This window comes from Prauserella rugosa (genome assembly GCF_000719975.1).
GTDB lineage: Bacteria > Actinomycetota > Actinomycetes > Mycobacteriales > Pseudonocardiaceae > Prauserella > Prauserella rugosa.
In genome coordinates, this window is sequence record NZ_JOIJ01000015.1 from 38,154 (window position 1) to 59,063 (window position 20,910).

Annotated in this window: 16 protein-coding genes and 1 tRNA gene; 6 read left to right on the forward strand and 11 right to left on the reverse strand. The window is 69.8% G+C overall.

The window, feature by feature from the left end; translation table 11 throughout:
• Positions 1-133: 133 nt before the first annotated feature.
• Together IF64_RS0119040 and IF64_RS0119045 are read right to left on the reverse strand one after the other, a co-directional pair.
• The gene (locus tag IF64_RS0119040; RefSeq protein ID WP_246134734.1) at positions 134-1,645 is read right to left on the reverse strand and encodes a BNR repeat-containing protein; all 1,512 of its coding nucleotides are present in this window, start codon (positions 1,643-1,645) and stop codon (positions 134-136) included.
• A gap of 341 nt (positions 1,646-1,986) precedes the next feature.
• Positions 1,987-2,060: transfer RNA gene (locus tag IF64_RS0119045), tRNA-Leu, on the reverse strand.
• 198 nt (positions 2,061-2,258) lie between these two features.
• On the opposite strand from IF64_RS0119045, the gene IF64_RS0119050 reads away from it, so the two are divergent.
• Positions 2,259-2,873, forward strand: coding sequence for an ANTAR domain-containing response regulator (locus IF64_RS0119050; protein ID WP_030533505.1), 615 nt, complete (start codon positions 2,259-2,261; stop codon positions 2,871-2,873).
• A gap of 111 nt (positions 2,874-2,984) precedes the next feature.
• Here the strand turns inward: IF64_RS0119050 and IF64_RS0119055 are convergent, their stop codons facing one another.
• Together IF64_RS0119055 and IF64_RS0119060 are read right to left on the reverse strand one after the other, a co-directional pair.
• Positions 2,985-4,772, reverse strand: a complete 1,788-nt coding sequence (locus tag IF64_RS0119055; protein ID WP_030533506.1) for a hypothetical protein — start codon at positions 4,770-4,772, stop codon at positions 2,985-2,987.
• A 32-nt stretch (positions 4,773-4,804) separates the two neighbouring features.
• The gene (locus IF64_RS0119060) at positions 4,805-5,248 is read right to left on the reverse strand and encodes a hotdog fold thioesterase (RefSeq protein WP_030533507.1); all 444 of its coding nucleotides are present in this window, start codon (positions 5,246-5,248) and stop codon (positions 4,805-4,807) included.
• A 62-nt stretch (positions 5,249-5,310) separates the two neighbouring features.
• Here IF64_RS0119060 and polA point away from each other — a divergent pair, with 62 nt between their 5' ends.
• Positions 5,311-8,085 carry a DNA polymerase I gene (gene polA / locus IF64_RS0119065; RefSeq protein ID WP_084705968.1) on the forward strand — a complete coding sequence of 925 codons (2,775 nt, stop codon included), beginning with the start codon at positions 5,311-5,313 and terminating at the stop codon, positions 8,083-8,085.
• A gap of 198 nt (positions 8,086-8,283) precedes the next feature.
• Positions 8,284-8,874: a Rossmann-fold NAD(P)-binding domain-containing protein gene (locus IF64_RS0119070; RefSeq protein WP_030533509.1), complete on the forward strand. Its 591-nt coding sequence runs from the start codon at positions 8,284-8,286 to the stop codon at positions 8,872-8,874.
• A gap of 10 nt (positions 8,875-8,884) precedes the next feature.
• On the opposite strand, the gene IF64_RS0119075 is transcribed toward IF64_RS0119070, so the two are convergent.
• From IF64_RS0119075 to IF64_RS0119090, 4 genes are all read right to left on the reverse strand, one after another.
• Positions 8,885-9,472 carry a TetR/AcrR family transcriptional regulator gene (locus IF64_RS0119075; RefSeq protein WP_030533510.1) on the reverse strand — a complete coding sequence of 196 codons (588 nt, stop codon included), beginning with the start codon at positions 9,470-9,472 and terminating at the stop codon, positions 8,885-8,887.
• The gene (locus IF64_RS0119080; RefSeq protein WP_030533511.1) at positions 9,469-11,361 is read right to left on the reverse strand and encodes a YhgE/Pip domain-containing protein; all 1,893 of its coding nucleotides are present in this window, start codon (positions 11,359-11,361) and stop codon (positions 9,469-9,471) included. Before IF64_RS0119080 ends, IF64_RS0119075 begins: the two co-directional genes overlap by 4 nt.
• A complete protein-coding gene (locus IF64_RS27240) occupies positions 11,358-12,209 on the reverse strand; it encodes a P-loop NTPase family protein (RefSeq protein ID WP_145600379.1) in 852 nt (283 codons plus the stop codon). The genes IF64_RS0119080 and IF64_RS27240 overlap by 4 nt, the downstream gene beginning before the upstream one ends.
• A gap of 131 nt (positions 12,210-12,340) precedes the next feature.
• Complete coding sequence (locus IF64_RS0119090; RefSeq protein ID WP_030533513.1) at positions 12,341-13,300, reverse strand: class I SAM-dependent methyltransferase; 960 nt, start codon at positions 13,298-13,300, stop codon at positions 12,341-12,343.
• A gap of 371 nt (positions 13,301-13,671) precedes the next feature.
• On the opposite strand from IF64_RS0119090, the gene rpsA reads away from it, so the two are divergent.
• Complete coding sequence (gene rpsA, locus IF64_RS0119095) at positions 13,672-15,192, forward strand: 30S ribosomal protein S1 (RefSeq protein WP_030533514.1); 1,521 nt, start codon at positions 13,672-13,674, stop codon at positions 15,190-15,192.
• 223 nt (positions 15,193-15,415) lie between these two features.
• On the opposite strand, the gene IF64_RS0119100 is transcribed toward rpsA, so the two are convergent.
• Complete coding sequence (locus tag IF64_RS0119100) at positions 15,416-15,628, reverse strand: hypothetical protein (RefSeq protein ID WP_030533515.1); 213 nt, start codon at positions 15,626-15,628, stop codon at positions 15,416-15,418.
• A gap of 155 nt (positions 15,629-15,783) precedes the next feature.
• Between IF64_RS0119100 and coaE the strand changes: the two genes are divergently transcribed.
• The gene (gene coaE / locus IF64_RS0119105) at positions 15,784-16,977 is read left to right on the forward strand and encodes a dephospho-CoA kinase (protein WP_030533516.1); all 1,194 of its coding nucleotides are present in this window, start codon (positions 15,784-15,786) and stop codon (positions 16,975-16,977) included.
• 3 nt (positions 16,978-16,980) lie between these two features.
• Here the strand turns inward: coaE and IF64_RS0119110 are convergent, their stop codons facing one another.
• Entirely contained in the window at positions 16,981-18,030 is a 1,050-nt protein-coding gene (locus tag IF64_RS0119110; protein WP_048807108.1) for a beta family protein, read from the reverse strand.
• A gap of 102 nt (positions 18,031-18,132) precedes the next feature.
• Positions 18,133-18,651, reverse strand: coding sequence for a ribonuclease FAU-1 family protein (locus IF64_RS0119115; protein ID WP_030533518.1), 519 nt, complete (start codon positions 18,649-18,651; stop codon positions 18,133-18,135).
• A 98-nt stretch (positions 18,652-18,749) separates the two neighbouring features.
• On the opposite strand from IF64_RS0119115, the gene uvrB reads away from it, so the two are divergent.
• Positions 18,750-20,909 carry an excinuclease ABC subunit UvrB gene (gene uvrB / locus IF64_RS0119120; protein ID WP_030533519.1) on the forward strand — a complete coding sequence of 720 codons (2,160 nt, stop codon included), beginning with the start codon at positions 18,750-18,752 and terminating at the stop codon, positions 20,907-20,909.
• Position 20,910: the final 1 nt, after the last annotated feature.

Below are 20,910 nucleotides of genomic sequence, written 5' to 3' on the forward strand. Positions count from 1 at the left end.
GGATCGGCGCCGAATTCGGATCCGACCCGCGGGTGCTCGTCACCGGCACCGGCGGGTCGGCGTGGCCCCGCGTTCGTGGCGGAGCCACACCGGCTTTCGTCCACGCGCGATTAACCGGATCGGCCGCGTCCGGCTACCCGAGCCGGAAATCGGCCACCTTGACCGGTGACGGCGTCGTGCCGTGCGAACGTTGCTGATACATCACCGAGATCGTGCCGTCCCGAGCGGCTCTGGTGTCGTCGACGAGGACTTCACCGAAGGCGTCGAAATCCTTCGGATCGAACTGCAGCGTCCAGTCGGTCCAGCCGCTGGATTGGGAAGCGGTCAGGATCCTGCCGTACGGCAGGACCGCGTAGGCGTTGTCCGCGCGGTCGAAACCGATGCGACTACGCCCGAACGCCTCCAGAGACACGGGTAGCTGGGTTTCCACCCAGCGGCCGTCGGCGTCCCGGTGCTGGTGATAGACGCGCCCCTGGCTGCGCCGCTGCGCGGTGAAGTCGGTGACACACTCGGTCGCCTCCTCGGGAACGCGGCTGACCAGCACGTGCGGTTGGCCGGTGCTGTCGACGGCTTGGCTCTCCTGGTTGATCAGGGCGTGATCGACGTCCGTGTGATGGACGACGTGCCGGGGCGAATCGATCGAGACCTGCTGGCCGCCGCCCGTGGTGGCGACCCGCTTGCCCGCGTTGTTCTGCCACGTCCGGCCGTGGTCGTCGCTGTAGACGTAACCGGTGTCGTGGTTGGTGAGCCCACCCGGGTCGCACAGCACGGACTCGTCGCCCTCGCGCCACGTGAACGTCGCATGCAGGCGACCGTTCGGGCCGTAGGTGAGTCCGTGCAGGTACATGTTCCGCGTGGCGCTGGTGCCACCGTTGGCGCGGTACTCGCCGGTGCTGCTGGTCCAGGAACCGAGCTTCTGCCAGGTACCGTCGTACTCGGCCAGTTCCAGCACGCCGTTGCCGGATCCTTGTCCGGTGCGATAGCTCAGTTGGAGCCTCCCGTCCGGCGCGACCACGAAGCGGGGGTAGGTCATGTCACCCACGTCGAGGCCTTCCAAGGTGCGTTGGACGGTGCCGAATGATTCCGGTCGCCACGCGCCGCCGCCGCCGGCCAGGCCGGCCTCGGACCTGAAGTAGTGGACGGGGTTGTTGTGCGTGTCCATCGCGATGTGGAGGCGGTCGTCGTCCGGTGAGACCCCCAGCGAGATGGTGTTGTGGGAGTCGTCGACCGAGAGTCGGTGCGGCAACGTGACCTTCTCCCAGTGCGTCGTACCCAAGGCCCTGCGGGCCACGACGGCGCTACGGTCGGCGGTGTACCAGGCGGAGTACTGGAATCCCTTGTGCGTCAGGATTCCGCTCTGCTGGTACGAGGCCGCGTTGACCAGGCCGTCGTAGGAAACGAAGTAGAGCCCCTGCGGATCGAGCGTGCTCTGCGCGATCATCCGGACCTCGGGAGCGGCGGCTTCGGTGGATACGGCGCCGGCCGGCACCGCGGTTGCCAGCATCACCAGCGAGGTGGTGAGCACCAGACCCGCCTTCTTGTTCCAGGGCGTGATCGCTTTTCCTGCCGTGCGGGTCGTGCTGGTGCGGATCTTGGCCGTGCGGGTATTGGTCGCGCCGGCGCTTCCGGCTGGTGTTCTGGACACGCGGACTCCTCGTTGAGCGCGGGACGTGCGACGTCGTCCGGCCGATCAGCCGGGCGTCGCGAAGCCGAGAACGTTGAAACGATTCACTCGCCGCCGAAACGCTAGGTACGGAGTGTCGGCGCTGTCAAGGTTCATCCGTGTGCGCGGCGGTACTCGCGACGCCCCGTGGGTAGGTCCGGAGGTGTTCGGTCGGCGCCCGTGGTGGCAGGTGTTGAAACGGTTCAAGCAACCCTTCGGGCATGGTCGGCCGGCGGTGCCAACGGCCCGGGTCTCGGCGGGGAAGGTGCGGCAGGACCGCGTGGGGACATGCTGCAGTCGACAGGAAGTAGCGGGTCGGAGAGTGCCCCCGGTGAGACTCGAACTCACACTTGCACGATTTTGAGTCGTGTGCCTCTGCCAATTGGGCTACGGGGGCGTTCGGCGCCGATGACTGTACTCGGTGTGGCGATGCAGGCCGCATTCGGGTTAGCACGTGCGGTGGCCGCGCAGGTTTCGTGCGTGTGATCACCTTGCGTGGCGAAGGCCATCGTTACGGTCAGCGACATAGCAGGTAGTCTTCACATGGCGAAACCCGCTATGTCTTTACGTGTTTGATCGTCCCAGGAGGAGCCCTGTGACCGAAGCGGCAACCGAGGCCAGCGAAGGCGCCGCGGCACCCCAGCGTCGTGTGCTGGTCGCGGAGGACGAGGCGCTGATTCGTCTCGACCTCGTCGAGATGCTGCGCGAGGAAGGCTACGAGGTGGTCGGTGAGGCCGGCGACGGCGAAGAGGCCATCAAGCTGGCGACCGAGCTCAAGCCCGACCTGGTGATTCTCGACGTCAAGATGCCGAAGCTGGACGGCATCGAGGCCGCTTCCAAGATCACGGGCGACCGTATCGCCCCCGTGGTGATCTTGACGGCGTTCAGCCAGCGCGATCTCGTCGAGCGCGCCCGCGAGGCCGGCACGATGGCCTACCTGGTCAAGCCGTTCGCGAAGCGTGACCTCGTGCCGGCGATCGAGCTGGCCGTCAGCCGGTTCGCCGAGCTGCAGGCGCTCGAGTCGGAGGTGGCCGGGCTGACCGACCGCCTGGAGACCCGCAAGGTCATCGACAGGGCGAAGGGCCTGCTGATGACGCAGCAGGGGCTCACCGAGCCGGACGCGTTCCGCTGGATCCAGCGCACGGCCATGGACCGCCGTTCCACGATGAAGGCGGTCGCCGAGGCCGTGATCGAGAGCATCGCCGACTGAGCGAGTCGGCACCCGCAGATCCGACACGGGCGCCCCGTCACCTCACGAGGTGACGGGGCGCCCGTTGTTGGTAGGGCCCGCTGCTTGTAGGGCCGCTGTTCGGCCGGCGGTTCAGGCTCCCGCGCGGTCGGCGGCTTTGCGGCCCGCCTTCCGTGCCGCCTTGGCGATCGCCTTGTCCGGGTGCAGTTCGCCGAGGGCGGTGAGGACGTCGAGCACCTCGGGGTGCTCGGCCCGCCACATGGTCTCCACCACGGCCGCGGTGTCCGTGCTGATCAACCGCGTCAACAGGCCCGTCAACTGTTCGGCCTCGTCGGGCTGGCGGTCCCGGGGCAGCTGGCCCGCGATCGTGTCCACCAGCAGCCAGCCGATCTCGGCGTCGTCGAGATCGGTGTCGGCCTCGTGCAGCGCGGCCAGCTCGTTGCGTGCGTGCAGGCTCACGTTCGGAAGGTCCACGGCGCGGCGCCACGCCGGTTCGGCCTCGACGCCCGTGTACTCGCGTACGAGCGCGATCGCGCCGGCCCGGTGCGCGGCGTCGCCCTGGGCCGCCTCGGCCAGCAGCGCGTCGGCCGCCGCCTCCGGCGTCCGTGCCTCGAACCACGCGGGAGCCTCGGCCTCCAGTTCGCCGTCGAGACCGTGCAGCAGCACCTCGACGAGGTCGGCCGCCGTCACGTCCTCGGGGTCGGGCAGCAGCGGAACATCCACATCGGACTCGATGAGTTCGCCGCGCAGGGATGCCGCGCCCAGATCGGTGATCCGCGCGAGCGGGCCGCCGGCCGCCTCGGAGTGCGTCACCTCGACGGCACCGTGCGAGGCCAGTCTGCCCAGCAGCACCTCGGCGGGGTCGCCGTGCTCGGCCGACCATGCCGACCACGCGGCGCGCGCCTGGTCGGCGGTCAGATCGTCGCCCGCGATGTCGGCCATCATGTCGCTGATCGCGGCCACCGGCAGTCCGACCCGCCACGTCATGAACAGTGGCGCGAACCAGGCCGAGGTGCCCGTGAAGTCGAGTGTCTCCTCGCCGGCCCGGTCGGCGTCGGACGGCAGGCTCCACGCGAGCAGCCAGTTCAGCGCATGCCCCCAGACGGTGAGCACGTCCTCGTCGTCCCCGCCCGGCCACTCGTCCAACGTCGGACCGCAGGCAGGCTCGGGTGCGCTCTCGTCGGTTTCGGCGTCGTCCCCGGCTTCCGGACCGTCGACGTCGTCGGCGTCGTCGGGCTCGTCGGCGTCGAAGGTCAGGAAGCCCAGTTCGGACGCCAGCGCGGAGATCGTGGGCAGGTCCTCGTCGGACACGCCGGCCGCCTCGGCTGCGCCGGCCTGGTCGGCGCCGTCGAGAATCCGTTCGGCGAACGCGCGCGTCGTGGCCAGCAGCGTCGACCGGCGCGCCACCTCGGCGAGGTCGCTCTCCGCGGGCAGCCGGATCGGCCCGAGCCGGTCGGGCAGGTTGAACAGTTCCTTCAGGTTCGGCTCGTCGCCCGCGATCCGCGGGACGTCGAGGGAGCCGAGCAGGGCGGTCTCCGCCGCGTCGAGTTCCTCGAGCAGTTCGGCGTGCAGCTGTTCGTCGATGTGCCCGGCGTCGAAGGCGAAGTCGACCAGCACGTCGACGGCGTCGACCGCCTCGTTCGGGTCGTCGTCGGGCCTGGCCTGCGGATACACCTCGAGCAGCAGTCGGGTCAGGTCGCCGCTGCGCAGTCGGGAGAGCTCGCCGACCGCGCACTCGCCGACGAGCAGCTGGTAGGCCGTGTGCACGGCTTCGGGGTCGACCGCGTGGTCGGGGCCGTCCCCGTCGGCGGTGTCCCCGAGGGCGCTGTCGAGGGCACTGTCTCGGGTGTCGACGGCGCTGTCGAGGGTGTCGAGGTAGGCCGACAGTTGGTCCGCGGTGGACGGCTCGTCGCGGTTCATGCGGTCAGGCTATCCATCGCTGCCGACGGTGATCAGGCCGACGGGGGCTTGTCGCGGACCATGCAGGTCAGCCGAGCGGTGCAGGTGCGCCTGCCCGCGTCGTCGCTGATGACGATCTCCGCGGTGACGGCGCTGCGGCCGACGTGCAGGGGAGTGGCCACGCCCGTGACGGTGCCGGAGGTGGCCGAACGGTGGTGGGTGCAGTTCAACTCGATGCCGACGGCGATCCGCCCGTCGCCGGCGTTGAGCGCGGCGACCGTGGAGCCGAGCGCTTCGGCCAGCACGGCGTTCGCCCCGCCGTGCAGCAGCCCGTAGGGCTGGAGGTTGCCCTCGACGGGCATCGTCGCCGTCACGCGTTCGGGCGAGAGCTGCCCGAACGTCATGCCCACCTTGTCGTTGAGCTGCTGTGCCGCGATCTCCGGTGTGATGCCGGCCAGGGCCTCGCGAAACGCCTGCTCAGAACCGTTGTCGGTCACTCGTCGCTCCTCCGTCGATACGACAGGCAACGCTGTCGGACCCTCACCCTAGACTCACGGACGTGAGCCCCAACGCGAAGACCGGCGACACCGTCACCACCGAAACCGCAGCCTCCGCAGGCACCGCCACCGACGCGGACGTCGCACCGCGGCGTCTGCTGTTGATCGACGGCCACTCGATGGCCTATCGCGCCTTCTTCGCGGTGCCCGCCGACCGGTTCCGCACGTCGACGGGCCAGGTCACCAACGCGGTCTTCGGGTTCACCTCGATGCTGATCAACCTGTTGCGGGACGAGACGCCGACGCATCTGGCCGTGGCGTTCGACGTGTCCAGGCAGACGTTCCGTTCGGAGACGTTCGCCGAGTACAAGGCCAACCGCTCGGCGACCCCGGACGACTTCAAGGGGCAGGTCGAACTCATCAAACAGGTGCTCGACGCGCTCGCGATCCCGGTGCTGGAGAAGCCCGGTTACGAGGCCGACGACCTCATCGCCACGCTCACCACCGAGGCGACCGGCGTCGGGTACGAGGTGCTCATCTGTACCGGCGACCGGGACGCGTTGCAGCTCGTCACCGACACGGTCACGGTGCTGTACCCGAAGAAGGGTGTGTCCGACCTCGTGCGGTTCGACCCGGGCGGGGTCGAGGAGAAGTACGGACTCTCGCCCGTGCAGTACCCGGACTTCGCCGCGCTGCGGGGCGACCCCTCGGACAATCTGCCCGGCATTCCCGGCGTGGGGGAGAAGACCGCGGCGAAGTGGATCCGGCAGTTCGGTTCGCTCGCCGAGCTCGTCGACCGCGTGGACGAGGTCAAGGGCAAGGTCGGTGACGCGCTCCGGAGTCACCTCGACGCGGTGTTGCTCAACCGCCAGCTGACCGAGCTGGTCCGCGACGTGCCGCTCGAGTCGACCCCGGCCGATCTCGAGGTGCGCGCCTGGGACCGGGACGCGGTGCACCGGCTGTTCGACGAGCTGGAGTTCCGGGTGTTGCGGGACCGGCTGTTCGCCACGCTGTCGAGCGCCGAACCGGAGGCCGACGAAGGCTTCACGGTGACCGGAGGGGCGCTCGAGCCGGGCACCGTCGCATCGTGGCTCGCCCAGCACGCCGCGGCGGGCTCGACGGTCGGTCTGGCCGTGCGCACCACGGGTGCGTCGATCGCGGCCGATGCCGCCTCCGTCGCGCTGGCCGCTCCGGACGGCGAGGGCGCCTACGTCGACCTCACGACCCTCGACCCGGCCGACGAGGCCGCGCTCGGTTCCTGGCTGGCCGACCCCGAGGTGCGCAAGGTCGGCCACGCGCTCAAGGCGCCACTGCACGCCCTGCTCGCGCGAGGCTGGCGGGTGCGCGGGCTCGCGATGGACACCGAGCTCGCCGCCTACCTCGTCCGTCCGGGCCAGCGCACCTTCGAGCTCGCCGACCTCGTCCTGCGGTATCTGCAGCGGGAACTGCGCCACGAGTCCGCGGGCGGCGAGGGACAGCTGTCGCTGCTGGACACCGCGGGCGGAGCCGAACACGACGAGGAACGCGAACTGGTCCACGACGAGCTGGTGCGGGCGCGGGCGACGGCCGAGCTCGCCGACGTGCTGGCGGGCGAGCTGGACGCGATCGGTGGCCGGTCGCTGCTGGCCGAGATCGAACTGCCGTTGCTGTCGGTGATCACCGAGTTGGAGGCGGCCGGCATCGCCGTCGACCTCGATCGGCTCACCACGCTGGAGGCGCACTACGCGGCGCGGGTCAAGGAGGCGACCGAGAACGCGCACAGCGTCATCGGCAAGCAGATCAACCTCGGCTCGCCGAAGCAGCTGCAGGTCGTGCTGTTCGACGAGCTCGGTATGCCGAAGACCAAGCGCACCAAGACCGGGTACACGACCGACGCCGACGCGCTGCAGACCCTCTACGAGAAGACCGAGCACCCGTTCCTGCAGCACCTGCTCGAGCACCGGGACGCCGCGCGCCTGCGCAGCACCGTGGAGGGGCTCATCAAGGCGGTCGCGCCCGACGGCCGGATCCACACGACGTTGCACCAGACGATCGCCGCCACCGGCCGGCTGTCCTCTGTGGACCCGAACCTGCAGAACATCCCGATCCGCACCGACGAGGGCAGGCAGATCCGCGAGGCCTTCGTCGTCGGCGACGGCTACGACCAGCTGATGACCGCCGACTACAGCCAGATCGAGATGCGGATCATGGCTCACCTGTCCGGCGACGAGGACTTGATCAGTGCGTTCCAGAGCGGCGTCGACTTCCACGCCGCGACCGCCGCCGCCGTGTTCGGCGTCGAGGCGAGCGAGGTCACCGGGCCGCAGCGGGCCAAGATCAAGGCGATGAACTACGGCCTGGCCTACGGGCTGTCGGCGTACGGACTGTCGCAGCAGCTGCGGATCTCCACCGAGGAGGCCCGCGGCCTGATGGACGACTACTTCGCCCGTTTCGGCGGGGTGCGGGACTACCTGCGGACGATCGTCGACCAGGCGACGAAGGTCGGTTACACCGAGACCATCTTCGGCAGGCGGCGTTACCTGCCCGACCTGACGAGCGAGAACCGCCAGCGCAGGGAGATGGCCGAGCGCATGGCGCTCAACGCGCCGATCCAGGGCAGCGCCGCCGACATCATCAAGGTGGCCATGCTCAACGTGCACGCCGCGCTCGCCGCGTCGGATCTGCGCAGCAGGGTGCTGCTGCAGGTGCACGACGAACTGGTCGTCGAGGTCGCCGCCGGTGAGCACGCCGAGATCGAGACGCTCGTGCGGCGGGAGATGGGGTCGGCGTGCGAGCTGGCCGTGCCGCTCGAGGTGTCGGTCGGCTTCGGCCGCTCCTGGGACGACGCCGCGCACTGAGCGCCCCTCGGCACTGCTCGGGACTGGCCGACACCGACGGCTCGGCACCGACGCTCGGGTCCGCTGGGTACCGGTGAGCGACCCAGGTCCGATACGCCGGTTCGGCTCCCCGCGGCGCCGATGCGCTGCGAACGGGCGATGCGCTGCGAAGGGGCGATGCGCTGCGAACGGGCGTCGGCACCGCTAACGTCGTCGACCATGACGCGTCGCGCGCTGATCCTGGCCGGAACCGGAATGCTCCGAAGGGTCGCGCGGGAACTCGCGGTCGACGGCTGGCGCGTGGTGCTGCCGAGCCGGCGCTACGCACCGATTCCCGTGGGAGATCCGCAGCTGCGGTCGGTGCGCTGGACCGCGGGCAACCGGCACACCAGCGTCGGTTCCGGGAAAGCCACGTGGGTGCAGGCCCACTGGGACGAGCCGGCCGAACTCGCCCGCAAGGCCGGTCATGTCCTCGACGGACCGGCCGACCTGCTCGTCGCATGGCTGCACGCGGCCTACCGCGGCGCGGTGCTCGAGGCGGTCGAACCGTTGCTGTCCGACACCGCGCCGGTGGTCGAGGTGTCGGCCGTGCCGGAACACGGCGACGTGATCGAACCTCCCGATCCGTTCTACCGCGACAGGGCGACCCAGCAGGTGCTGCTCGGCACCACCTCCGACATCGCGTTCGGCAGGCCGCTCGGACACGAGGAGATCGAGCGCGGCGTCCTCGACGGGGTGCGCAGGGCACTCGACGGCAGGCCGACCTCGGTCCACCAGCTCGGCGAACGCCGCCCGGTGCCCGGGCCCTGAGCGCCCCGCGTCAGTCGGTGCCCGCCCGCGCCGCCAGCAGGGTGAGAATCGAGTCGCGCACGTCCTCGCGGCGACGATCCGGTTCGAACACCAGCCAGTCGAGCGCGGACACGAGCAGCGTTCCGAACAGTGCCGCCGACGCGGTGCGGACGGGCACGCCCGCGGGGAACCGGCCGGTGGCGGCGACCCGTTCGAGCTGCCCCTCGAGGATGGCGAGGATGTCGCGCCGCAACGGTGCGAGTGTCTCGGCCCACCGGCCCGGGGTGCGCCACAGCTCGCTGACGAGGATCTGCGAGAACCCCGGATACCGCTCGACGAACTCCAGAGCGGCATCGACCAGTGCGGCCAGGCCCGCCGTGGCGTCCTCCGCCTCGTCGATCGCCTCCTGCATCCGGCTGCCGAGATCGGCGACCCCGTAGCGCAGCAACGCCTCGACGAGCCCGTCCTTGCTGCCGAAGTTGTAGTACACCGTGCCCTTCGCGACGCCGGCCTCGGCCGCGATGTCGTCGACGGTGACGCCCGCGAGTCCCGTGCCGCGTGCCAGGCGCATCGTCGCGTCGAACAACCGGCGGCGGGTGGTGCCCGTCTGCGCCGTCACAGGGCCAACTCCGGTTTCAGCTGCGACACCGTCCACACGCGACGTTTGCGGGCGGCGAGCGTCGAAGCGGCGAGTCCGACGACCAGATAGGCCACCAGCACGCCGACGTCGAGCAACACCCGGTCGTTCGGCGCACCGTAGAGCAGATGCCGGAGCCCGTCGATCACGTAACTCATCGGCAGGACCATGTGCAGTGGCTGCAACGCGTCCGGCAGCGTCTGCCACGGGAACGTGCCGCCCGCGCTGACGAGCTGCAACACGAGCAGGACCAACCCGAGGAACTTGCCGACCGCCCCGAACAACGCGTTGAGCGCGTGCACGATCGCGGTGAACGTCAGCGACGTGAGGATCGCGAAGCCGAGCGCGGCCACCGGGTTGGCGACGTGGATGCCGACCAGCCACGTGACCGCCGCGAACAGCACCACCACCTGCGCGGCACCGAGCGTCGCGGCCGAGAGCCACCCGCCGATCGCCACCCGCAGGGGCGAGGCGCCCGCCGTCAGCGCCCGTGTCGACAGCGGGCGCAGCAACAGGAACAGCACGAAGGCCCCGATCCAGGTGGCCAGGCCGATGAAGAACGGCGCGAGCCCCGCTCCGTAGGTTCCTGCGCTGGCCATGTCGGCGTTGTCGACCGAGACCGGGTCGGCGATCGTGCGTGCCGTGGCCTCCCGCGTGTCGTCGTCGGTGTTGGGGATGTCGTCGAGTCCCTCGTTCAGGCCGTCGCGGAGCTCGCCCGCTCCCTTGGCGAGGTCCCGCGAACCCGACAGCGCGTCCTGCTCGCCCTCGTCCAGTTCGGCGGCGCCCTTGGAGAGTTTCGACGCGCCGTCGGCGGCCTGGGCGATGCCGCTGGTCAGCTGTGGGGAACTCGAGGCCAGTTGCTGCGCGCCCTGCGCGACCTTCTGCGAGCCCTCGGCGAGGGTGTTGAGGTTCGACGAGGCCTGCTGGACCCGTTGGTCGGCATCCTCCACCGGGGTGCGCAGCTCGCCCAGCACGCCGAGGACCTGTTGCACCTCGTCGTCGCCGAGCCCTTCCTCCCGCAGCCGTTGCGCGAGCCGGTCGTCGACGTTGCCGAGCTGGTTCTGCAGCTGCGTCGACCCCTCCGCCAGTGCGGACGCCGTCGCCGCGATCCGTTCGTTGCCCGCCGCGACCTGCTTGGCGCCCCGCGCGAGCTGCCGAGTCTGCGCGGGCAGCTCCTCGGTGTTGGACTTGAGCGTGGCCAGGCCCTGCGAGAGCTGTGCGCTGCTCGTGGACAGCTGGCCGGCGCCGCTCGCGAGTTTCTTCTGGCCGTCGCGGAGTTCGCGGGCACCGTCGGCCAGCTCGCGCGAGCCGTTCGCCGCCTTCTGCGTCTTCTCGTGGATGGTCGAGAAGCCGACGAGGAACCGGTCCGCCGCCTGCTGGCCGACCTTCTTCGCGATCGTGTCCCGCACCTGTTCGGCGACCTGGTTGGCGATCGTGTGCGACAGATAGTTGTTGGCGTCGTTGGTGGTCAGCGTGATGCCGGCCTGGCGAGGCTGGAAGTCGGCACTCGAGGTCAGCGACCGCGTGAAGTCGCGGGGAATGGTGATCGCGAACGCGTAGTCGCCGTCGCGGACGCCGTTGCGCGCCTCCTCGGCCGACACCTGGTGCCAGTCGAAGTCGCCCGAGCGCACCAGCTCGTCGGTGACGTCGGCGCCCACCTCACGGTGGTCGTCGCCGCGGCCGCTTCCTGCGTCGTCGTTGACGATCGCGGCCGGCAGGTTGTCGAGCCTGCCGTACGGGTCGTAGTTCGAGTAGAGATACAGCGAGGCGTACAGCAACGGCACGAGGACGATCGCGCAGATCGCCAGCTTCGGCAGGGTGCCGCTGGTGAGCCTGCGCAGTTCGTTGCCGGCCAGGCGAACGGCGTTCACGAGTGGTCCTCCCGCAGACAGCGCATGGGGTCGGGCTGGCTGAGCCTGCCGAGCCGTGCGGGGGTGGCAGGCAGAGCGGAATCGGGTGCGGTGGCGGTCAGCACGACCACCGCGAGGCCGCGTTCGGCGTGGGCACGGGCGACATCCAGCCAGGCGTCGACGTTGCTCGTGTGGCGGTCCGGCCGGTCGAGCACCACCAGCTCGACCCCGGGTCGGGACGCGGCGAGTGCGGTCAGCAGGCGGATGCGCAGACCGGCGTCGAGGTGCTCGAACCGGGAACCCGCGAACGCCGCGGCGTCGTGCTCGGCGAGCCAGCGGGCGACGTCGGCCTTGCTCGCGGGCGCTCCCGCGAGGGCGAGTTCCTCGCCGACGACCACGCGCACCGGCAGGGCCTCGTCCGGTTCGCTGACGCCGGGGGAGTCGACGACGGCACTGCAGCGGCGCAGTTCGGCGGGAGCGGTGAGCCGCGTCGTCCGCGTGCTCCCGTTCGGCTCGTCGGCCTCGGCCTCGGCCTCGGCCTCGGCGTCGGAGTCGGCGGTGGAGTCGGCGGTGGAGTCAGTGGAATCGGCAGTGGAATCGGCAGTGGAGTCCGAATCGGCTTCGGCGTCAGCGTCGTCCGCGTCATCGGCCCCGGCCCCGGAGTCGGAATCGGAGTCGGACTCGGCGATCGTCACGGTTCCGGTCGACGGCCGCAGGCGTCCCGCGAGTGCGAGCCCGAACGCGGTCACGCCGGCCCCCGGATCTCCCGCGACGAGGGCGAGTTCGCCCGACGCCACCGTGAGCGAGGTCTGGGGCACGAGGGTTCCGTGCGGGCCGCCGACACCGACCCGATCGGCGATCATCTGCATACGCCATCCTTTTGAACTGACCAGTCAGTTCAAATCATAGGCGCGTCGCGACCGGACGGCACGGAGGGTCACCCTTCGGCGTGATCTGCGGCCGCGAGGTGGGTCGGGCGGTGCGGCGCGCGGTGTGCGGCTCAGTCGGCCAGTTCGGTGCGGAAGATCGCCGTCCCGGGGAAGAGCTTGCCGCGCAGCGGGCTCCACTGGCCCCACGTGCGGGTGTGGCCCGCGGGCCATTCGGGCTCGATCAGGTCGACGAGCCGCAGGCCCGTCGCGTGCAGTGCACGCACGTAGTCGCCGAGCGTGCGGTGGTACTCGACGTAGGTCGCCTCACCGTCGGCGTTCTGTTCCACGTAGGGGGTGCGGTCGAAGTACGGCTGGGTCGCCGTGAGACCGGTCGGACCCGGATCGTCGGGGAAGATCCACCGCATCGGGTGCGTCACCGAGAACACCCACCTGCCGCCGGGCCGGAGCACGCGCACCACCTCGGCGAAGACGGTCTCCAGCGACGGGACGAACGGAAGGGCGCCGAACGCCGAGCACGCCACGTCGAACGAGTCGGTGCGCAGCGGCAGGTGTTCGGCACCGGCCTGCAGCAGTGTCGGCGCGAGGCCGGTGCGTTCGGCCGCGTCGGCGGCGTGGCGCAGCATTCCCGCCGAGAGGTCGAGTGCGACCACCCGCGCGCCACGGGAGGTCAGCCAGCGGGCGCAGGCCGCGGCTCCGCAGCCGACCTCGAGCACGTCCGCGCCCTCGAGCGCCGCGGGATCACCCAGCAGGTGTGCATCCTCCTCGCGCACGCCCTCGGGGCACCAGACGAAGTCGGCGTCGCCGAGGAAGTCGCCGTGCTCGGCCAGGTAGGTGTCGGCGTCCGCGTCCCACCAGGACAGATTGGCCCGCTCGGCCTCGGATGACTCGACGCGGCGATACGCGACACCCGCCGTGCCGAGCGCGCTCTCGGTGCCGGCGTAGCGTGCCGGGGACGGGGTCTCCGACGTCGAACTTCCGGACGCGGTGTTCCCCGTGTGCGCGGCGGAGGGGCCTTTCGGCGATCCCGGGGACGAGGCCGAAAACGAGGCCGAAAACGATGCCGAGGACACGGCCCCATCGTGCCCCGGACGGCCGCCTGATCACCGGCGTACCCCTGATTGTGCCGGTCACCGCAGGCCGCGTACGATGTTTGTTAGCGCAGTGGGTTTCGCGCCTCCTTCGCCTATCGGTCCGGTTCTCCGGTCCGCCGGGGCGGTGTGGTCGCGCACCTCGAGATGATCCTCAGCGGCTGTTCATGGCGCGGGTTCCGTGTCTGTCTCCGCTGGTCGTCCTCGTCGTCGACCCGGCCTGCGCCGCCCTACGTCCCCGGGTCGAGCAGCCTCGGCGCGGAGTCGGCGGGCGGTCGCGAGCGGACTGCCGTCACTGCGCTGGCAAACTGCACACCCTTCGACATCTATCCGCTACCGGAGCAACCCACCTAATGACCATCGACACCACCACCGCCCCGAGCGCCGAGCAGGCCCAGGTCGCCGTCAACGACATCGGGACGGAGGAAGACTTCCTCGCCGCGATCGACAAGACCATCAAGTACTTCAACGATGGTGACATCGTCGAAGGCACGATCGTCAAGGTCGACCGTGACGAAGTGCTGCTCGACATCGGTTACAAGACCGAGGGCGTCATCCCCTCTCGTGAGCTGTCCATCAAGCACGATGTCGACCCGGCCGAGGTTGTCGCCGTCGGTGACGAGGTGGAGGCCCTTGTCCTGCAGAAGGAGGACAAGGAAGGCCGTCTGATCCTGTCCAAGAAGCGCGCCCAGTACGAGCGCGCCTGGGGCACGATCGAGGAGCTCAAGGAGAAGGACGAGCCGGTCAAGGGCACCGTCATCGAGGTCGTCAAGGGCGGCCTCATCCTCGACATCGGCCTCCGCGGCTTCCTGCCCGCCTCGCTGGTCGAGATGCGCCGCGTGCGCGACCTGCAGCCGTACGTCGGCCGCGAGCTCGAGGCCAAGATCATCGAGCTGGACAAGAACCGCAACAACGTGGTCCTGTCCCGTCGCGCCTACCTGGAGCAGACCCAGTCCGAGGTGCGCAGCGAGTTCCTCAACGCGCTGGCCAAGGGCCAGGTCCGCAAGGGCGTCGTCTCCTCGATCGTCAACTTCGGTGCGTTCGTGGACCTCGGCGGCGTCGACGGCCTGGTGCACGTCTCGGAGCTGTCCTGGAAGCACATCGACCACCCGTCCGAGGTCGTCGAGGTCGGCCAGGAGGTCACGGTCGAGGTCCTCGAGGTGGACATGGACCGCGAGCGCGTGTCCCTGTCGCTGAAGGCCACCCAGGAAGACCCGTGGCGTCAGTTCGCCCGCACCCACGCGATCGGCCAGATCGTGCCGGGCAAGGTCACCAAGCTCGTCCCGTTCGGCGCGTTCGTCCGCGTCGAGGAGGGCATCGAGGGCCTGGTGCACATCTCCGAGCTGGCCGAGCGCCACGTGGAGATCCCGGAGCAGGTCGTGCAGGTCGGCACCGAGGTCATGGTCAAGGTCATCGACATCGACCTCGAGCGTCGTCGCATCTCGCTGTCGCTGAAGCAGGCGAACGAGGGCTTCACGCCGGACGCCGACTTCGACCCGACGCAGTACGGCATGGCCGCCGAGTACGACGAGCAGGGCAACTACATCTACCCCGAGGGCTTCGACCCCGACACCCAGGAGTGGCAGGAAGGGTACGAGGCCCAGCGCGAGGAGTGGGAGAAGCAGTACGCCGAGGCGCACGCTCGCTACGAGCAGCACATGCGCCAGGTGGCCGAGGCTGCTGCCGCCAACGCCGCTGCCGCGGCCGACGCCGCGACCGGTGTCGAGGGTGGCGAGCAGAACTACACCTCGGGTGGCGGCTCGACCTCCTCGTCGACGTCCACGTCGTCGGAGCAGCCCGCCCAGAGCGGCGGCACGCTGGCCAGCGACGAGCAGCTCGCGGCGCTGCGGGAGAAGCTCTCCGGCGGTGCGTGAGTAGCGTGAACACCTCGCGGAGGTGTTCGGACGCGCTGTGAAGCGAGAACGGCGGCCCCGGTCCGGCAACGGATCGGGGCCGCCGTCGTATGTGTGGGTGTGCCGGTGTCGCGCGGCAGCTGCGGCGCGACACCGGTCACGGACATGCGAAACGGCCCGCCACTGCACGGGGCAGCGGCGGGCCGTTCGGCTGTCTCGAGGCCGGCGGCCGAGCGGGGTGGCGTCAGGCGGTGGCGGGTGCCCAGGCGCGTTCGTGTGCGGCGGCGCGGGCGCGGCGGCGCAGGCCGGCGAGGCTGTGCTTCGCGGGTACGAGCAGAGCCGTCAGCCAGTTGCGCCGGTGCTCGTCGAGCGCCTGCGCGACGGCCCGGTGCATGACACAGTGCACCAGGCCCGGTGTGCCCAGTCGGTGTTTGCCGACGTACGTGTTGGCGGGCATCGTTCCTCCGTATGAGCGATAGCCGTCGCCAGGGACAGTAGGTAGTCAACGCCTGAGTGTGGTGGAACCCGACGGCGTGTCACCCGAATTCGCTGCATAACGGTTTGGTCGACGGCGGAGCGTCGGCCCGCGTGGCGAACTGGTTGAATGCGCGCATGCTGCGTGTAGGGCTGACGGGTGGAATCGGATCGGGCAAGTCGACGGTGGCCGCGAGGCTGGCCGAGCTCGGTGCCACGGTGATCGACGCCGATCGGATCGCCAGGGAGGTCGTCGAACCGGGAACGGACGGACTCGCCGAGATCGTCGCGGAGTTCGGCGAGTCCGTCCTGACCGCGGGCGGCGAGCTCGATCGCACCGCGCTGGCGGCCAAGGCCTTCGCCGACGACGAATCACGGGCGCGGCTGAACGCGATCACGCACCCGCGCATCGGACGGCGCACCGTCGAACTGATGCAGCAGGCGGCCCCGGACGCGATCGTCGTGCACGACATCCCCCTGCTCGTCGAGGGCGGTATGGGCGCGAACTACCACCTCGTGCTGGTCGTGGACGCCGACGAGGACGTGCGCGTCGAACGCCTCGTCGGTTCCCGCGGCATGGCCGAACAGGACGCCCGCGCCCGGATCGCCGCGCAGGCGACCCGCGAGCAGCGGGAGGCCGCCGCGGACGTGTGGCTCGACAACAGCGGGACGCAGGAGAAGGTACGGGCCGAGGTCGACGAGCTGTGGCACGAGCGGCTGGTTCCGTTCGAGGCGAACGTGCGGCTGCGTGCCCCGCGTCCGCCGAAGCCCCCGGTGATCGTGGAGCCCGACCCGACCTGGGCGGTGCAGGCGGAGCGGTTGCTGGCCCGGGTGCGGGTGGCGGCGGGCGACAAGGCCGTTCGGGTCGACCACATCGGGTCGACCGCGGTGCCGGGGCTGCCCGCCAAGGACACGATCGACCTGCAGCTGACCGTGCGCACCCTGGCCGATGCGGACCTCATCGGCGACGCGCTGTCGGACGCGGGTTTCGTGCGCGCCGAGGGGCACTGGTTCGACCAACCGCAGGACGAGTCCACGCCGCCGGAGCGGTGGCACAAGCGATTCCACTACGGCGCCGATCCGCAGCGCCCGGTGAACCTGCACGTGCGCTCGACCGAGGGACCGGCGTGGCGGCTGGCGCTGCTGTTCCGCGACTGGATCCGCGAACACCCGAAGGAGGCGGAGGTGTACGCCGACATCAAGCAGCGGCTGGCACGCGCGCACGCCGACGACGCGAGTTCGCTGAACTACTCGGAGGAGAAGCAGTCGTGGGTCGACGCGGCGTTCGTCCGCGCGCAGCGCTGGGCAGCCGACACCGGCTGGGAGGCGTGACGCTTACGCAGCCGTGCCCATCCCGGCGAGATAGGCCAGGTGGTGCGAGGTCGCGAAAGCGATCGGCTTGCTCGAGTCGCCAAGGCCTTTCGCCCCGCCATCCGCTGCCACGGACAGGGCATGGTCGCCCCACGAGAAGTCCGGTCCTGCGAACACCGCATCGTCGGTCAGGTCCCGGCATACGTTGCGGAAGGCGCGGGCCCGGGGCGGCCCGTCCACAGAGGGAGATTCCGCGTCGTCGGGCGAGGGGATTGGGCGCCGTCCGTACCACCAGCCGGCTCGGCAGCTGTACTTCACGCTGACATGGCGGGCTCGCCATCCCTGGCCGGGCGCAGGGTGGACGACACCGTAATCGCCGAAAAGTACGTCGGTGTGCTGCGTGGTCGCCGCATGCCACAGCTGCTCTTCGTGTCGGTCCTGACGCCATGCACCTCGCCTGTCGAGTTGTGCCGGTACCGAGCCGCTCAACAGGACAAGGCTGCGGAACTCCGCGGTCGTTTTCACCGCCTCCACGGAACTCACCACACGATCCGTGGTGTGGGTGGTTGCTGATTCGACGAAACCGAGGTCGAGCACGATGTCCGTCGAAGACGGGGGCGTCCTTACGGCTGCTAGGAGCCGTGCGAGTTCGACGGCGAGATGGGCCGACGGGCGAAGACGGACCGCGACGCCCGTGCCTGTCTCCGAGCCGAGCCTGCCGATGCTCGCCGCCATCTGCACCGTGGCGCCGTGACGCACCACCGGCAGGATCGGTAGTGAACCGAACAGGTCGCTTTCGGCCTCCAGCCGGTCGATCAGTGCTCCGAGAGGACCCTGTGGGGCGAATTCGGAGGGCTCCGTGTCCGTGGCGTCGACCGCGAGCGCACGACCGTGACAGTGCAGATGCTGTGCGGATCGAACAGCGCAGCTTAGTTGGCTTTCCGCCGTCGATGCCTGATCGAGGATCATCATCGGCTGCACCCGGTGGATGTGATCGCGCGGCATTCGGGTGATGGCCGAGGTTTCACCGCCCTTCGCTCGCAGGGCGACCCAGGTGAGAGCGCTATGTGCCACGGCCACCACCTCCGCAGAGCTCCCAGCAATCGCGTGCTTTGGGTGAAGTTACCGTTACGGCACGTGTGCGCGAAGCCGCCAGGAAGGTGATCGCCGCGCGACTCAGTCACGGCGTTTCCAGGTGAGGGTGACGTCGAGAGTGGCGAGCCAGGCGCCGAGGTCGTGGCCGTGGCGGGACAGGGCGGCCAGCGCCGTGTAGGCGGTCTCGAGGGCCTCGGCGGCGTCGGCGTGGGTCAGCAGGCCCGTGCTCGCCGCCTCGAGGAGCTCGTCGGTGTCGATGACCTCGACGTCGCGGTGCTGGCGCAGCACCAGGTCCAGGTACAGGTCGCGGGCGTGCCACACGTCGTCGCCGCGCGTGATCGACACGACGTCGAGGTAGAAGTCCTGGTCCTTCTCGTACCCGGGGTTGAACCAGAAGTCGGTCACGCGCAGGTCGAGCTCGGGCAGCAGCCACGATTCGAGGTAGTGGAACTGGCGCCTGCCCGGGGTGGGCCGTGCCAGGTACAGGCCGAAGGGGGTGACCCGGTACTCGTCGACCTCGCGGACGATGCCCTTGGGGTCGGTGTTGGTCCCGGCTGCGACGTCGAAGGTCTCGCACTTCGGCGGGTGCATGGCGATCATCTTGCTCGGTGCGCGCCCGGTCGTCGAGCGATCGACCGGTGGATCCGGCCGCGAGCCGCGGGCCGACATTGTCGGTGGGGCCGCATACCCTGGGGGACGTGGCATTCGCGACCGAACACCCCGTGCTGGCGCACTCCGAGTTCCGGCCCGTCTCCGACGTCCCCCGCAAGGGCGGCCGGTTCGAGGTCGTCAGCGAGTACGAGCCGGCCGGCGACCAGCCCGCGGCCATCGAGGAGCTCGACCGCAGGCTCTCGCAGGGGGAGAAGGACGTCGTGCTGCTCGGCGCGACGGGTACGGGCAAGTCGGCCACCACGGCGTGGCTCGTGGAGCGGGTCCAGCGGCCCACGCTCGTGCTCGAGCCGAACAAGACGCTGGCCGCGCAGATGGCCAACGAGCTGCGTGAGTTCTTCCCGCACAACGCGGTCGAGTACTTCGTCAGCTACTACGACTACTACCAACCCGAGGCGTACGTCCCGCAGACCGACACCTACATCGAGAAGGACTCGTCGATCAACGACGACGTCGAACGGTTGCGGCACTCGGCGACGATGAACCTGCTCTCCCGCCGCGACACCATCGTGGTGGCGAGTGTGTCGTGCATCTACGGTCTCGGTACGCCGCAGTCGTACCTCGACCGGTCGTCCCGGCTGGCGGTCGGCGAGGAGGTCGATCGCGACGTGTTCCTGCGCGCGCTGGTCGACGTGCAGTACACCCGCAACGACCTGGCGTTCGCCCGCGGCACGTTCCGCGTGCGCGGCGACACCGTCGAGATCATCCCCGCCTACGAGGAGCTGGCGATCCGCGTCGAGTTCTTCGGCGACGAGATCGACAGCCTGTACTACCTGCACCCGCTGACTGGCGACATCGTCAGCGAGGTCGACGAGGTGCGCATCTTCCCGGCCACGCACTATGTGGCCGGCCCGGAGCGCATGGAGAAGGCCGTCCACGCGATCGAGACCGAACTGGAGCAGCGGCTGGCCGAACTCGAGAAGCAGAACAAGCTCCTCGAGGCGCAGCGGCTGCGCATGCGCACCAGCTACGACATCGAGATGATGCGCCAGGTCGGGTTCTGCTCGGGCATCGAGAACTACTCGCGCCACATCGACGCGCGGCCGGCCGGGTCGGCACCCGCCACGCTGCTGGACTACTTCCCCGAGGACTTCCTGCTCGTCATCGACGAGTCGCACCAGACGGTGCCGCAGATCGGCGCCATGTTCGAGGGCGACATGTCGCGCAAGCGCACCCTCGTCGACCACGGTTTCCGGCTGCCCAGTGCGCTCGACAACCGGCCGCTGACGTGGGAGGAGTTCGCCGACCGCATCGGCCAGACGGTGTACCTGTCGGCGACCCCGGGGCCCTACGAGATGGGCCAGGCCGGCGGCGAGTTCGTCGAACAGGTCATCCGCCCGACCGGCCTGGTCGACCCGGAGATCGTCGTCAAACCCACCGAGGGGCAGATCGACGACCTGGTCCACGAGATCCGCACCCGTGCCGACAAGGACGAGCGGACGCTGGTCACCACGCTCACCAAGAAGATGGCCGAGGATCTCACCGACTATCTGCTGGAGCTCGGCATCCGCGTGCGCTACCTGCACTCGGAGGTCGACACGCTCCGGCGGGTCGAGCTGTTGCGCCAGCTGCGCTCCGGCGACTTCGACGTGCTCGTCGGCATCAACCTGCTGCGTGAGGGCCTCGACCTGCCCGAGGTGTCGCTCGTGGCGATTCTCGACGCCGACAAGGAAGGCTTCCTGCGCAGCGGCACGTCGTTGGTGCAGACGATCGGCCGCGCGGCGCGCAACGTGTCCGGCCAGGTGCACATGTACGCCGACACGATCACCGACTCGATGCAGTACGCCATCGACGAGACCAACCGCAGGCGCGAGAAGCAGATCGCCTACAACACCGAACACGGCATCGACCCGCAACCGCTGCGCAAGAAGATCGCCGACATCCTCGACCGCGTCTACACCGAGGCCGAGGACTCCGAGGAGGAGGTCGACGTCGGTGGCTCCGGGCGCAACGCCTCGCGGGGCAAGAAGCCCGAGCAGGGCGACAAGGTGCGCAGCTCCGGCATGCTCGTCGACCGCGAACCGAGTTCGATGCCGCGTGCCGAGCTGGCCGACCTCATCCAGCAGATGACCGACCAGATGATGCAGGCCGCGCGCGACCTGCAGTTCGAACTCGCCGCCCGGCTCCGCGACGAGATCTCCGAGCTGAAGAAGGAACTGCGCGGGATGGACGCGGCAGGACAGCAGTGAC